Source organism: Lactiplantibacillus sp. C232, from assembly GCF_023806725.1.
Classification (GTDB): domain Bacteria; phylum Bacillota; class Bacilli; order Lactobacillales; family Lactobacillaceae; genus Lactiplantibacillus; species Lactiplantibacillus plantarum.
The window spans coordinates 33,048-48,320 of record NZ_JAMSKZ010000014.1; the positions used below are offsets into that span (position 1 = coordinate 33,048).

Sequence of the window (15,273 nt, forward strand, 5' to 3'; positions counted from 1 at the left end):
TTGTCGACGTAATTACAAGATAGGGGCACCTGATTTGAAGACAGTACGGAAGATACCACTAGTCGTCTGGTATACGGCGATGTTTGTGGTTATTGCGACGATTACTTACAGTGGGCTTTTCTTAGCCGGCCGGACATTGATTTGGGAAGTGGATGGCATCGCCCAACACTTCCCGATTTTATTGGAATTTCAGCGGATCTTACAGCACCACCCACAACAATTATTCAGTTGGTCATGGAATCTCGGCTTGGGGGCCGATCAACTGACGACTTTTTCCTACTACGTGGTCGGTGATCCGTTTAATTATTTAGTGGCGTTTGTTTCGCGCGCTCATTTGGAATGGGCCTACCAAGCGTTGATCTTGCTGCGATTGTACTTCGTTGGACTTGCTTTTCTAGGTTTCAGTCGGCAGTTCAAGTTCAAACGTGTCAGTCAATTGATTGGAGCTTTGACGTATACGTTTACCGCGTATACGTTCTATGTTGGGATGCACCACCCGTTTTTCTTGTTACCAATGATTTGGTTTCCGCTACTGTGTTGGGCGATTGAACGGGTCTTACGAGGCCGACATTGGTTACCACTCAGTCTGATTACCGCCGTTGTAATTTTGAGTAACTTCTATTTTGCTTACTTACTCGCATTGGGCGGCTTAGTCTATGCTTTGGTGCGTTTCTGGTCACGTCGTCGTGATCATTTAACGATGCGGTCGTTTGGACAGTTATTTTGGCGGTTACTAGTGGCGGTTGGTCTTGGTGTCACGATGGCAGGCATCTTACTAGTGCCCACGCTGCTCGCGATGTTGACGGCAACGCGTGCGAGTTTTAACTTTGCGAATGGCTTGACAAGTTATCCCATCAATTATTACGTTAATTTACCCAATCGACTGTTGACCAATGGTGGCAGTGTCCAATACTGGGTGACCCTCGGGCTGAGTAGCATTAGCTTTATTGCAATTATTTATACACTACGTCATTTCAGACGCTATTGGGTGCTTAATTGGGTACTGGTCGTGATGATGTTGGGTATTTTGTTGCCTCAATTTGCGGCCGTATTCAACGTTTTTTCAACACCTTCTAATCGATGGTTGTTGATGGCAACCCTCGTGTTTGCTTATGCGACGATGGCATTTATGGACCAAGTCACTGCTCTGACAGCGGCTGATTTAAAATGGTTGGCTGGTATTAGTGGCGGTCTGCTTGTCATTATTTGGCTGATCAATGGATTCTATCTCAATATCCGCAAACATGATATTGCGACATATCTCATCTTGTTAGCGTTAATTGGGGTCCTGCTGGCCAAACAATCCTTAAAATTGACCAATCGGCAATTTTATGTGTTATTACTGGGAATTGTCACGCTGAACCTGGCGAATAACGGACTGGGCTGGTTGAGTATCAATACTAATTCTAATAGTACTGAGCAGTTGCGGCAGGGCGCGGCAATGAAATGGGTCAAAAATTATTTTGATGGCGCGCAAAAAAGTTTAACCACGACTAGCCAATTTTATCGAACGGCTTTGGCACCCAACTACTATACGATGCGTTCGGCTGAGAGTGATGTGCCGATGGTGTTAGGAACTCACACGGTTGGATCGTATTTTTCAGTTCAAAATGGTTACGTGGGGGCATTTAGTCAGGCCTTAGGCAACTCAGAGTATGCGATGAACTCGCCACTCGGTTCGTTGGACGGTCGGACGACGATGTATAACTTATTAGGTGTTAAATATTTATTTGCACGTGAGGACCAGTTGAAGAAACAAGCCTTACCAGCCGGATATGAGGTTGTTAAGATGAAAACTGGCGAACCGAAGATTTTTGCGGACAAGTTTATTTATGGCATGAGTAATCATACCGGCACGATCTTGTTAAAATCCAAGAATGCGTTGCCGTTAGTTTATACACAGCAGCATCAAATTAGTCAACGCCAATTTAATCGCTTGAACGCAGTTGACCGCGAGCAAGCCTTGTTACAAGGTGCGGTCACTACGCAGCAGGTTAGTGGTGTTAAGACTGTCAAGCCAACCGTTACCGGAAAAAACGTCGCTTATACGGTTCAAGCGGATACGACGAATGTTTTGGATACGTTGGACAAGGTGATTATTTACCGCAATCAACATGCAACGGGAGCGTCGAACAACGCGTTGACTAAGTTACCGGCAGATACGATCACATTAACGCCGGAACAACGAGAAAGTTTGACGCCGGCAACTGGCCTGACGACACCGTCAAACCGCGTGTTGAACTTGATTGCAGCTAATCAAAAGTTAGTCCAGAAAAATCAGGAAAACAATGCCGACGAGTTAACGAGCATGGTCAGTGATGTGCAGGGGCACCAGATACCGTACCAATTGACCATTCAACACCCTAAGAAGTATCGAAATACGGAACTCTATCTTGTGCTAGATGGCATCAGTTATCGGCGTTCCTCAATCAAGCACGCCTTGACAACGAGTCAAAATACCAACGTGTTCACGGCCCGTCCGTATACCAAAGTCGATTATCTAGATGATGTTCGCGATGGTCTGAAGGGCAATTTGAGCGCTAGTGGGTATTCTTTAACTGCTCAGACAACGGATAACTTGACGAGCTTTAGTCAGTTGGGTACCACGAATATGTCAGATTATGAGCCCCGGACATCAGCAGTAATCAACTTAGGGTATAGCAAGTACGCGCGTAAGATGATTACGTTGAACTTTACGAGCATTCGTAGTTTGCATTTTAAGTCCGCTAAACTGATCGCTGTACCGCTTGGGAAGACTTATCGTCAACGGACGCGGCAACTACAGACGAGTGGGCTGAAGCATCAACAAGTGACGAACAACCAGATTACGGGAACCACGCTGACTAAGACAGCAACCGTGTTAACAACGTCAATTCCGTATTCGACTGGTTGGCAGCTACGAGTTGACGGTCAAACCGTTAGGACTCAAGTTGTCAACAAAGGGTTTGTGGGGGCCAAGTTGACAGCCGGCCGGCACCAGATTCGATTGACGTATCACACACCTGGACTAAAAATCGGCATATGGTCGAGTATTATTGGTGGTGTGATTAGCATACTGATTGCCTGCTGGTGGTGGCTTCACAAACGTGTCAGACAATCTTAATTGAGTAAATCGGTATTAAAATAGGCTTCTTAGGAATTAACTTTGATTCCTAAGAAGCCTATTTAACGTTAGATGGAACACAAACGAATGTATGCCATAGCGAAATTCACAATTAACAGCCACGACTGGTTAATTATGAGGTTGTCGCTAACGCAATTAACTGTTCGGGAATGACTGGTGCGGTGGCTAATTTTTGCCATTCACTGGTTGAGACTAACATGACGAGTGGCGTGCTGACCGTTGTCAACCACGTTTTCTGCGGAGTAACGGGTGCCATGGCCGTTGTGATGTCGGTATTGACCTCAGACTCAGTAATCTGCCAAAGTCGATGTGTGACGTGCGCGGTATCCGTCACCTCGACGACCGGGGCAAAATGACCGACCCAGTCGTCAATCAACATCTCGATAACGGGTTGCTGTGGGTAAAGGACTGTGTTGATCATGCCGGGAACCATGGTCGTCACGGTTTGATCCACCGGCCAGCTGCCAATTAAGCGCCACTGGTGAACACCGTTGAGTGTGAGTTCGTACCAGTAATAGCTGGCTTCGGTTGTCGTCATTGTATCCTGGCTGTCCCAATTGGTCGCAGCTGTTTGAATTTTAGTTTGACCAGTTGTGGTCGGTAACACCGCTTTAAACGGTTTGAGTTGCATAGCGAGACCTCCCTAGGACTTTGAGCATAGCATGACGTTAACGTGGCGGCAAGCATTTCTTGCCACGAAATCCGTCAATCGAGGTGAAATTGATTTAACATTAAAATTTGGTTTTTATCGGTGCACCAGTGTTAAGCCACTGTGAAAATGTGGTACAATTTAGCAAGCAAACATACGTTTTATTTAAAGGAGTTTTTTCGGTGTACGAATATTTTCTCGGTCAAGTGACCGATGTAACCCCCGGTTATGTGGTGATTGAGGTCAGCGGCATTGGTTATAAAGTGCTAACGGCTAATCCATACCGTTACCAGGTGGGCCCAACAGCAGTTAAGATGTATATCCATCAAGCCGTCAGCGAAAATGGCATGAGCCTATTTGGCTTTTTTGATGCTGACGAGAAGGCGTTGTTCGAAAAGTTGCTCGGGGTTTCGGGAATTGGTCCGAAGTCGGCCCTCGCGATTTTGGCCAACAACGACCATGCAGGTCTGATCCAAGCCATCAATCAAGAGAATGCGACTTATCTGACGAGTTTTCCTGGCGTGGGCAAGAAGACAGCTCAGCAAATCGTGCTGGACTTGAAAGGTAAATTAAACGATCTAAACGTTGATGTTACTGGTCAAACTGCGCTCGATGTGGATGCTCCTGCTGTTGATGGCGCGTTAGCGGACGCGTTGGCGGCTCTGGAAGCTCTTGGCTATTCGAAAGCGGATGTCAAGAAGGTCACTAAGAAGTTGGAGACGTTTAGTCAGACACAAGGGGCCGATACGAACACCTTGTTGAGTGAAGGACTACGACTATTGATGAAGAAGTAGATGGGAGGGGTAACTAAATGGACGATGACAAGTTATTATCCGGTGACAAAGCCGATGACGAAGAGGCGTCATTAGAAAAATCGCTCCGTCCGCAAACGTTAGCCCAGTATATTGGTCAGGCCCGGGTCAAGCACGAATTAGGAGTGTATATTGAAGCGGCCCGCAAGCGTGAGGAATCCTTGGATCACGTTTTGCTGTATGGTCCACCGGGATTAGGGAAGACCACGCTAGCGATGGTAATCGCCAACGAGATGCAGGTCAATATCCGCACGACCAGTGGCCCTGCAATCGAAAAGCCAGGTGATTTGGTTGCGCTCTTGAATGAACTGGAGCCGGGTGATATCTTATTTATTGACGAAATTCACCGGTTACCGAAAATCGTTGAAGAAATGTTGTATTCGGCCATGGAAGATTTTTTTGTCGATATCGTGGTCGGACAGGGGCCAACCGCCCATCCCGTGCACTTTCCACTGCCGCCGTTTACGCTGATTGGCGCGACCACCCGGGCTGGTATGCTGTCAGCTCCGTTACGTGACCGATTTGGAATCGTCGAACATATGGCGTACTATGAAGTTGCTGATTTGGAAGATATCGTTAAGCGGACTGCAGATATTTTTCAAACGAGTATCAAACCATCGGGTGCCCACGAAATTGCGCGTCGCTCACGGGGAACGCCCCGCATTGCTAATCGCTTGTTCAAGCGAATTCGTGATTTTGCAGAAGTGGCGGATCAAGACGCCATTGATGAGGCCATCGTGGCGCGATCACTGACATATTTACGCGTAGATGATGCCGGCTTGGACGAGACTGACAATAAGCTCTTACGAACGATGCTAGAGTATTATGACGGGGGTCCGGTCGGGCTTGCTACGATTGCGGCCAATATTGGTGAAGAAACGGATACAATCGCGGAAGTGGTCGAACCGTACTTACTCCAGATTGGGTTCTTGAAGCGAACACAACGTGGACGCGTTGTTACAATTAAAGGTTATCAGCATTTGGGATTCCCATACCCAGAAAATAAATAAAGATAAGAGGTCACAACATGAGTTTAACACTTGAAGATTTTGATTATGATTTACCACATGAACTGATTGCCCAGACACCAATCAAAAAACGGGATAGTTCACGGTTGTTGGAATTGGATCGCCAAACGGGCGAAATGCAAGATAAGCATTTCTACGATATTATTGATCAACTCAATCCAGGCGATGCGGTCGTTATGAATAATTCCCGCGTTATGCCAGCTCGTTTGTATGGTGTTAAACCTGAAACTGGTGGTCACGCTGAAGTCCTATTATTGCATAATACGGAAGGTGATGAATGGGAGACACTCATGAAACCTGCCAAGCGTGCCAAGGTCGGTACCGTGATTTCATTTGGCGATGGTAAGTTGACGGCGACCGTAACGGCCGAAAAGGAAGATGGCATTCGAATGATCGAGTTTCATTACGATGGGATCTTCATGGAAATTTTGGAGAGCCTGGGTGAAACGCCATTGCCACCATATATTAAAGAAAAACTCGATGATCCAGACCGTTATCAAACTGTTTATGCCAAGGAAAATGGCTCGGCAGCTGCGCCAACAGCTGGTTTACACTGGACGAAGGAACTCTTACAAAAAGTTCAAGACAAGGGTATTAAGTTGGTTTACTTGACGCTGCATGTCGGACTAGGGACGTTCCGGCCAGTTGAAGAAGATAATATCGATGATCATAAGATGCACAGTGAATTTTATCGATTGGACGAAGATGCTGCTAAGACGTTGAATGAAGTACGGCAAAATGGTGGGCGCATCATTGCAACCGGGACAACGTCAATCCGGACGTTAGAGACCATTGGTAGTAAGTTTGATGGTGAAATCAAGCCGGATTCGGGTTGGACGGATATCTTTATCAAACCTGGTTATCAATGGAAAGTCGTTGATGCGTTCATCACGAACTTTCATTTACCGAAGTCGACCTTGGTCATGTTAGTGGCTGCCTTTACGGGCCGTGATATGATTTTGAAGGCTTATCAACATGCGATTGATGAAAAGTATCGCTTCTTCAGTTTTGGCGATGCGATGTTTATTCACTAGTATAACTGGCTTTAAACGCGATCGCTTATTTTGAAACGGATGACGGTTGAATATTAAAATGCCGTATTATACGAGGCGTATCGCTAATTTCAAGCTGCCGTTTTAGCTCTGGAGATAATAAAGATTGTCAATAGTCGCTTCAAGAAGTTAAAATGCATTCTTGAGGCGACTATTTGACGTTTGAACGCTTTGTTAACAGACTGACTAAAGCCACGTGGGTGCCCACGCCAATTGCCGCGACTGGTTCACGGCTGGATTTCGTGCTATCATTATTTGAGTTTAGCAACATTTTAATACGGAGGAACAGATATGGAACCGGCAATTAAATACCGATTAATTAAGAAAGAAAAACACACAGGAGCCCGCCTTGGCGAATTGATTACGCCACACGGGACCTTTCCAACACCGATGTTTATGCCCGTTGGGACGCAAGCCAGTGTTAAGTCACTGGCACCCGAAGAATTAGACGCGATGGGTGCGGGTGTTATCTTATCGAATACGTACCATCTGTGGTTACGGCCAGGCGAGCAAATCGTGAAAGAAGCTGGCGGGTTACATCAGTTTATGAATTGGAAAAAGGGAATCTTGACGGATTCAGGTGGGTTTCAAGTCTTTTCCCTGGCTAAAAACCGTGATATTACGGAAGAAGGGGTCCACTTTAAGAATCATCTGAATGGCTCAAAGATGTTCTTATCTCCTGAAAAGGCTATTCAAATCGAAAATGATCTTGGCCCAGATATCATGATGAGTTTGGATGAATGCCCACCATTCTTTGAAAGTTACGACTATGTTAGCAAGTCAGTTGCCCGGACAAGTCGCTGGGCAGAGCGGGGGTTGAAGGTTCATCAACACCCTGATTACCAAGGCTTATTTGGGATTGTTCAAGGTGCGGGCTTTAAAGACTTGCGTGAACAGAGTGCCAAAGATCTTGTTAGCTTGGACTTTCCAGGCTACTCGATTGGGGGCTTATCAGTGGGTGAATCGAAGGCTGAGATGAATCATGTTTTAGACTTCACGACGCCACTATTGCCAGAAAATAAACCCCGTTACTTGATGGGAGTTGGCTCTGCGGATGCCTTGATCGACGGTGCAATTCGTGGGGTCGATATGTTTGACTGTGTCTTACCGACTCGGATTGCCCGTAATGGCACTTGCATGACGTCCCATGGGCGTTTAGTTGTCAAAAATGCGGCCTACGCTCACGATTTCACCCCGTTAGATGATAATTGTGATTGTTATACCTGTCGTAATTTCACGCGTGCTTATATTCGTCATTTGATTAAGGCGGACGAGACGTTTGGTTTGCGTTTGACGAGTTATCATAACTTATATTTCTTGTTACACTTAATGAAGCAAGTTCGTCAAGCCATTATGGATGATAATTTACTGGAGTTTCGCCAGAACTTCTTTGAAATGTACGGTTTTAACGATAAAAACCCGAAAAACTTTTAGTGCTACTGGTATTTCAGACTGTAATTTGTTAAAGTTAAAGATAGTCAAACTTTTAATTAGAGTAGGAGCGATATTAAATGGGTCAAATGGCATCAATTCTGTTTATCGTGGTCATGTTCGCATTCTTATACTTCTTCATGATCCGTCCACAACGGAAACAACAACAACAACATCAACAAATGTTAAGCAAAATCAAACGTGGTGACAAGGTTACGACAATTGGTCGCTTGCACGGGGTCGTTGATGAAGTTAACGAAACCGAAAAAACAGTTACTTTAGACTGTGATGGCATCTACTTGGTTTTTGATTTGAACGCTGTTGCTAAGATTTCTCCAGCCGAAGATGCACAAGCTAAGACAGTTGCACCAGAATCTGGGGCAGCGGCTGAATCAGCTGCTACTTCTGAAGTTGAATCGGCAAGCTCAGCCGCCGACGATAATGCTGATTCTGAAGCAAAATAGGTTTACACCATAAGTGGTCGATCATTACTGATGACCGCTTATTTTTTTTGCTTATTTTTTGGTCTTGAAACGCGCTTTTGAACGTATGTTCGTGTATAATGAAAGTACTAAGGATTGGAGGGGCGGCGGATGGCACAGTCAATTGTTGAAGCGCCTATTCGGGTGGATACGAGTCGGAAAATTATTCATGTGGACATGGACGCGTTTTATGCGTCGATCGAAGAGCGGGAGCATCCAGCCTACAAGACGCAGCCGTTAGTGATCGCGCATGATCCTCGGCAGACAGGTGGGCGAGGCGTTGTGACGACGGCTAACTATGTTGCCCGCCAATTTGGTGTTCACTCGGCGATGCCAGCTGCTAAAGCATTAGAACTCTGCCCAACAGCAGTATTTAAGACGCCCAACTTTCCGTTGTACCGCGAAGTTTCGGCGCAGATTCATCGTATTTTCCATGAGTATACAGAGATGATTGAGCCAATTGCCTTTGATGAGGCTTACTTGGATGTGACTACGAATAAGAAACACATCCATAGTGCGGTCGAACTGGCGCACCGATTACAACAAGAAATTTGGCATCAAACACATTTAACTTGTTCAACGGGAATCTCCTACAACAAATTCATTGCCAAACTAGCATCAGATTATCGAAAACCAGCGGGTGTGACGATCGTATTACCACAGGATGCAGAACCATTTTTGTTACGTGAACCCATCGAGAAATTTCGGGGTGTCGGTAAAAAGACGGTACCTAAAATGCACGATTTAGGAATCAAGACTGGACAGGATTTATACGCACAGTCTGAATTAGACCTAATCAAACAATTTGGCAAGTTGGGCTATATTTTATACCGGCGAGTGCGCGGCAGTGATGATCGGCCAGTCGAGTATTTACGTGAACGGAAATCAATCGGCAAAGAGCGGACGTTTGGACCGTTTCTCCAATCGACGACGGAAGTTAATACGCACTTGAAGGCCATCGCTAAGTTGGTAGCAGCTAGCATGCAATCGCATCAGCGCCACGGTAAAACACTCGTTCTCAAGTTGCGTTACGGTGACTTTGTCACAATTACCAAGCGGCGAACGTTCGGTGAATTCATACCTAATGACGCGGCCTTGTTTGAGCAGTACGCCGAAGAGATTTTTGAAGAGGTGGTCGATGATCATTTTAACTCTGGCATCCGCCTGTTAGGGATCACGCTAACTGGCTTGGCACCACTGGCGTTTGAGAACTTAACGTTACCACTTTATCCAAATGATAATTAATTTATTTGGCGCGACGCGGATTCTTCGGTATACTGGAGTACTGTGACAGTTTAATCGCCACCAGTAAATTATGAGAGTAAGAAGGTTCATTTATGACCGTCCAAACAGCAATTTTTGACTTAATTAAACAAGCAAAAACAATCATCATTCATCGTCATCAGCGACCTGACCCAGACGCCATCGGAAGCCAGTTAGGGTTAGCAGCTATCATTAAAGCTAGCTTTCCTGCGAAGCGGGTATTGACACCTGGAAAACAGTACCATGGTTTTGACTGGTTAGGACAAATGGATGAGGTTACCGAAGCGGACTATCAAGACGCACTAGTATTAATTCTTGATACCGCTAATCAGCCCCGAATTGATGGTGAACTTTGGAATCAAGGTAAGACAATTGTTAAAATCGATCATCACCCAAACGATGACGCTTTCGGTGACCCACAGTGGGTCGACGTTGATGCTTCCAGTACGAGTGAGATGATTTATAATTGGTACGCACCCCTTGCGGCGGAGTTAACGCTAACGGCTAACGCCGCTCGGTTGTTGTATGCCGGCATCGTTGGGGACACCGGTCGCTTTCTATACTCTGCGACCAAGCCTAGTACCATGCGAGCAGCAGCGGCCTTAATGGAAGCCGGTGCGGATGCTGAAGCTGTCAATCGTATTGAAGATACCATCACGTTACCAGTCGCACGGTTGTCGGCCTACGTTTATGAACATCTGACACAGTTGGATTCGGGTGCAGCTTACGTTATTTTAACAAATGCGATTCTCGATTCATTTGCAATCGGTGATGCTAGTACTGCTGGGGTTGTCCCATTACCTGGGCGTATTGATACGGTTAAGTGCTGGGCGATTTTTGTTCAACAAAAGGAAGGTGACTTCCGTATTCGGTTACGTTCAAAGGGACCGTCAATCAACGGTGTGGCCAAGAACCATGATGGTGGGGGCCACGCATTAGCGAGCGGTGCCAAGGCTAAAGACCAACAAGAAATTGAAACGGTAGTGCGAGAACTCGACCAAGTCGCTAGCCATTATGAGAAAGAGGTTTAAATATGACCGCAAGTTTTGAAGATTTTAAATTGCAGCCGTTCTTGATGCAGGCACTGACTGACATCAATTTCCGCAAACCGACTGCGGTACAGGAAAAGTTGATTCCAGTGATTGCTGCTGGCCGCAGCGTCATCGGTCAGTCAGCAACTGGGAGTGGTAAGACGCATACGTTTTTACTGCCAATGATCAATCAACTGAATGCTGATGAACGTTACGTGCAGGCAGTTATCACAACGCCCAGCCGTGAATTAGCTTATCAGATTCAGACTGCTGCTAAACAGTTGATCCAACACAGCCCGAAAGCCATTCACATTGGACTCTATGTCGGTGGGACTGATAAGCAGGAACAGATTGAAAAGCTAAATCGGCACCAACCACAGTTGATTATTGGGACCCCAGGACGGATTCTGGACTTAATGCGCTCCCAGGCACTCGATGTGCATCGTGCGACTCAGCTAGTAGTTGATGAAGCCGATATGACGCTAGACTTGGGCTTTTTGAACGTGGTTGACCAGATTGCTGGCCGAATGCCTGCTGATTTACAAATGTTGGTGTTCTCAGCCACGATGCCACAAAAATTAACGCCATTTTTGCGCAAGTACATGAACAATCCAGTTATGGAAGAAATTCCAGTAGAATCTGTGATTAGTCCGACTATTGATAACTGGCTGATTTCCACCAAGAGTCACGATAAAAACAGTATTATTTATCGCTTGCTGACGATTGGTGAACCGTATCTCGTGTTGATTTTTGCTAACACGAAGGAACGAGTTCAAGAGTTGACCCATTATTTGCGCCAACAAGGTTTAACGATCGCAATGATCCATGGAGATATTCAACCACGTGAACGAAAGCGGGTTATGCGCGACGTCCAACAATTGAAGTATCAATTTGTTGTTGCCACTGATCTAGCTGCCCGTGGGATTGATATTGAAGGTGTTTCACACGTCATCAATGATGATATTCCGAATGACTTAGAATTCTTCATTCACCGTGTTGGCCGGACCGGCCGGAATGGAATGGCGGGGACTGCGATTACGTTATATAGCCCAGGCGAAGAAGCCAAGGTCAGTGCAGTTGAAGCAATGGGGATCAAGTTCAAACCGAAGGCGATTCGTGATGGTGAGATTGTGGATTCATATGACCGTAATCGTCGGGCTAAACGGGGGCCAAAACAGGAAAAACTGGACCCAACCTTGATTGGTTACGTCAAAAAGTCCAAGAAAAAGATCAAGCCGGGTTACAAACGCCGCATTCGTAAAAAGATCAGCGATAAGGCGCGGATGGACCGCCGCATCGAACAACGAGCGGCTGCCCGCAAGGAACGCAAGGATCGTAAGTCTTAATTGACGTGCATCCGGATAGATTAATGCAAAATAACTGAGTGGTGTATTGACAAGTCGCCGCAAGTTTTCTATACTTTGCAAAGTAAGGACATATCTATCTCACATATCGGTCAAGAAACACTTTGGTTGCTGGAAAAAGTGCGGTGTGGGGTAGATGCTACCTAGAAGTAATGACTAGCAAACTAGTCCGTGTCTCAGCGTTAATGAGCTTAAGAGGTAAACGAACACATCGTTGCAAGCAGAGTGGTACCGCGTTAACAGCGTCTTTGCTAGCAACGGTGTTTTTTTGCCTTAAATTAAGAATGATAGAGAGGATGCCAGAATTAAATGAAAAAATTAAGTAGTAGTGAAATTCGGCAAATGTACTTGGACTTTTTTCATGAAAAAGGTCATACGATTGTCCCTAGTGCATCACTAGTTCCCGTGGATGACCCAACGTTATTATGGATCAACTCCGGTGTTGCAACGATGAAGAAGTACTTTGATGGCTCCGTTGTGCCGGATAACCCCCGCATGACGAGTTCACAGAAGAGTATTCGGACGAATGATATTGAGAATGTTGGGCGGACGGCGCGGCACCACACGTTGTTTGAAATGCTTGGTAATTTCTCAGTTGGTGACTACTTCAAAAAAGAAGCAATTAGTTGGGCCTGGGAACTCTTGACCTCACCAAAATGGTTTGGCTGGGATCCTGACAAGTTATACATGACTGTTTATCCCAAGGACACGGATGCCGCGAAATTCTGGGAAGCAACTGGCGTGAAACCAGACCACATCATTAAAGTCGAAGATAACTTCTGGGACATTGGTCAAGGCCCATCTGGCCCCGATTCAGAAATTTTTTATGATCGTGGCGAAGCTTTCAATAATTTAGCTGATGATGACCCGGAAAACTATCCTGGTGGCGAAAATGAACGTTACTTGGAAGTTTGGAACATTGTCTTTTCGCAATTTAACCACACTCCTGAAGGTACTTACGAACCACTCCCGCGTAAGAATATTGATACGGGGATGGGGCTAGAACGGGTCGTTTCGGTCTTTCAAAATGCGAAAACCAATTTTGAAACTGACCTATTCCTCCCAATTATTCATAAGACGGAAGAATTAAGTGATGGCAAGCACTACGGTGATAACGCCCAGGACGATGTGTCCTTCAAAGTGATTGCCGATCACGCTCGGGCCATTACGTTTGCTATTAGTGACGGGGCCTTACCTTCCAACGAAGGTCGTGGCTATGTCATTCGGCGGTTGATTCGGCGGGCAATCCTACATGGTCAAAAATTAGGTTTGAAAGAAGCTTTCTTGGACCAATTAGTACCGATTGTTGGCAAGATCATGGCTTCACACTATCCCGACGTGCTCAAAAATAGTGCGTATATCGAAAAGATCGTGGCTTCAGAAGAAAGTCGCTTCAATGAGACCTTGAATGATGGGTTGAATCTGTTAAATAACTTGATCGCGGAAACCAAGCAGGCTGGTCACGATACACTAGCTGGTAAGGATGCATTTAAGTTATATGACACTTATGGCTTCCCGTTCGAACTAACTAAGGAATACGCTGGCGACGAAGATTTAGATGTCGACGAAGCTGGTTTTGAAGTTGAAATGAAGGCTCAACGTGACCGCGCACGCAATGCACGTAGCAGTGCCAAGTCCATGGGCGTCCAACGGAGTCTCTTGATCGACATCAAAACGCCAAGTGAATACGTGGGATATGACGAATTAACGAATGTGCAGGGGACTTTGAACGACATTATTGTTGACGAGACCCTGGTTGATCACGTCGACAGTGGTCAAGCTGAGATGATTTTCAGCAAGACACCGTTTTATGCTGAAATGGGTGGTCAGGTTGCCGACCGTGGTGTGATCTTAGATGATGCCGGTGAAATGGTGGCTAAAGTGACTGACGTACAAAATGCACCCAACAAGCAGCATTTACACACCGTTGAAGTGTTGAAACCAATGCGAAAAGACGCGACTTATACGCTGAACGTTGACTTGGCATTCCACAACAAAGTCGAAAAGAATCATACCGCCACCCACTTGTTAGACCAGGCGCTTCGTGACGTTCTCGGTGAACATACGAAACAAGCTGGTTCACTTGTAGAACCTGATTATTTACGGTTTGACTTTACTCACTTTGGTCAAGTGACTGACGAAGAGTTAGCTAAAGTTGAACAAATCGTCAATGATAAGATCTGGGCAGCGTTACCAGTCAGTGCTATTCAAACGGACCAAGAAACTGGTCACAAGATGGGCGCAATTGCGGTTTTCACTGAAAAGTATGGCAAAATTGTGCGGGTTGTTTCAATTGGTGATTATTCTATCGAATTCGATGGTGGGACCCACGTTAAGAACAGTAGTGAATTGGGGCTATTTAAGATTGTTTCCGAAACAGGGATTGGCGCTGGAACGCGGCGGATTGAAGCCGTTACTTCGAAGGAAGCTTTCGAACTGCTTGCCGGCGAAGAACAAACCTTGAAGCAAGTTGCTGCTCAAGTCAAGGCACCGAAGTTAGCTGATACGCCAGCCAAGGTTAGTCAGTTACAAGCCGATCTCAAAGCGGAACAACAGAACCGGGCCAGCCTCGAAAGTCGCTTAGCCAAACAGCAGGCTGGGGCAGTCTTTGATCAAGTTGACGATGTGAACGGTACGACGTTGATCGCCCAACAAATTGAAGTCTCTGGCATGGATCAACTCCGTCAATTGGCCGATACTTGGAAGACCAAGCAGTATTCTGACGTACTGGTACTTGGAACAGTCATTGGCGAAAAGGTCAACTTATTAGTTGCTGTTAGTGATGACAAGGTCAAGGCAGGTATCAAAGCTGGTGACTTGATCAAAGCCATTGCACCAAAAGTTGGTGGTGGCGGCGGTGGCCGCCCAACCTTAGCCCAAGCTGGCGGGAAGAAGCCTGCTGGACTACCAGCGGCGCTGAAAGCTGCGCATGAGTGGCTTGCCGAACAATAAGACTGATTGCTTTGGTTGCACATCCTGTTTTTTATGTTGGTTAGCTATGTTAAAGCTATCAAAATAACAATTAAATCAGTGCTGT

At 46.0% G+C, this 15,273-nt stretch carries 11 protein-coding genes; 10 read left to right on the top strand and 1 reads right to left on the bottom strand.

Annotation, left to right across the window (positions count from 1 at the left end):
- Nucleotides 1-34: 34 nt before the first annotated feature.
- Entirely contained in the window at nucleotides 35-3,103 is a 3,069-nt protein-coding gene (locus MZO41_RS12575) for a YfhO family protein (protein WP_013355706.1), read from the top strand.
- 133 nt (nucleotides 3,104-3,236) lie between these two features.
- On the opposite strand, the gene MZO41_RS12580 is transcribed toward MZO41_RS12575, so the two are convergent.
- Nucleotides 3,237-3,755 carry a hypothetical protein gene (locus tag MZO41_RS12580; RefSeq protein ID WP_003641512.1) on the bottom strand — a complete coding sequence of 173 codons (519 nt, stop codon included), beginning with the start codon at nucleotides 3,753-3,755 and terminating at the stop codon, nucleotides 3,237-3,239.
- 200 nt (nucleotides 3,756-3,955) lie between these two features.
- Between MZO41_RS12580 and ruvA the strand changes: the two genes are divergently transcribed.
- From ruvA to alaS, 9 genes are all read left to right on the top strand, one after another.
- Nucleotides 3,956-4,567, top strand: coding sequence for a Holliday junction branch migration protein RuvA (gene ruvA, locus MZO41_RS12585; protein ID WP_003644635.1), 612 nt, complete (start codon nucleotides 3,956-3,958; stop codon nucleotides 4,565-4,567).
- A gap of 17 nt (nucleotides 4,568-4,584) precedes the next feature.
- Nucleotides 4,585-5,595, top strand: a complete 1,011-nt coding sequence (gene ruvB / locus MZO41_RS12590) for a Holliday junction branch migration DNA helicase RuvB (RefSeq protein ID WP_003641514.1) — start codon at nucleotides 4,585-4,587, stop codon at nucleotides 5,593-5,595.
- A 17-nt stretch (nucleotides 5,596-5,612) separates the two neighbouring features.
- Entirely contained in the window at nucleotides 5,613-6,647 is a 1,035-nt protein-coding gene (queA, locus tag MZO41_RS12595; protein WP_003641515.1) for a tRNA preQ1(34) S-adenosylmethionine ribosyltransferase-isomerase QueA, read from the top strand.
- A 309-nt stretch (nucleotides 6,648-6,956) separates the two neighbouring features.
- On the top strand, nucleotides 6,957-8,099 hold the full coding sequence (gene tgt / locus MZO41_RS12600; protein WP_003641516.1) for a tRNA guanosine(34) transglycosylase Tgt: 1,143 nt from the start codon (nucleotides 6,957-6,959) through the stop codon (nucleotides 8,097-8,099).
- Between the two features lie 77 nt (nucleotides 8,100-8,176).
- Nucleotides 8,177-8,560 carry a preprotein translocase subunit YajC gene (yajC, locus tag MZO41_RS12605; protein WP_003645451.1) on the top strand — a complete coding sequence of 128 codons (384 nt, stop codon included), beginning with the start codon at nucleotides 8,177-8,179 and terminating at the stop codon, nucleotides 8,558-8,560.
- Between the two features lie 129 nt (nucleotides 8,561-8,689).
- Nucleotides 8,690-9,823 carry a DNA polymerase IV gene (gene dinB / locus MZO41_RS12610; protein WP_003641518.1) on the top strand — a complete coding sequence of 378 codons (1,134 nt, stop codon included), beginning with the start codon at nucleotides 8,690-8,692 and terminating at the stop codon, nucleotides 9,821-9,823.
- A 92-nt stretch (nucleotides 9,824-9,915) separates the two neighbouring features.
- Nucleotides 9,916-10,872, top strand: coding sequence for a DHH family phosphoesterase (locus MZO41_RS12615; RefSeq protein WP_003641519.1), 957 nt, complete (start codon nucleotides 9,916-9,918; stop codon nucleotides 10,870-10,872).
- Nucleotides 10,873-10,874: 2 nt separating this feature from the next.
- Entirely contained in the window at nucleotides 10,875-12,218 is a 1,344-nt protein-coding gene (locus MZO41_RS12620; protein ID WP_013355705.1) for a DEAD/DEAH box helicase, read from the top strand.
- 327 nt (nucleotides 12,219-12,545) lie between these two features.
- Nucleotides 12,546-15,188: an alanine--tRNA ligase gene (gene alaS / locus MZO41_RS12625; RefSeq protein WP_003641521.1), complete on the top strand. Its 2,643-nt coding sequence runs from the start codon at nucleotides 12,546-12,548 to the stop codon at nucleotides 15,186-15,188.
- Nucleotides 15,189-15,273: the final 85 nt, after the last annotated feature.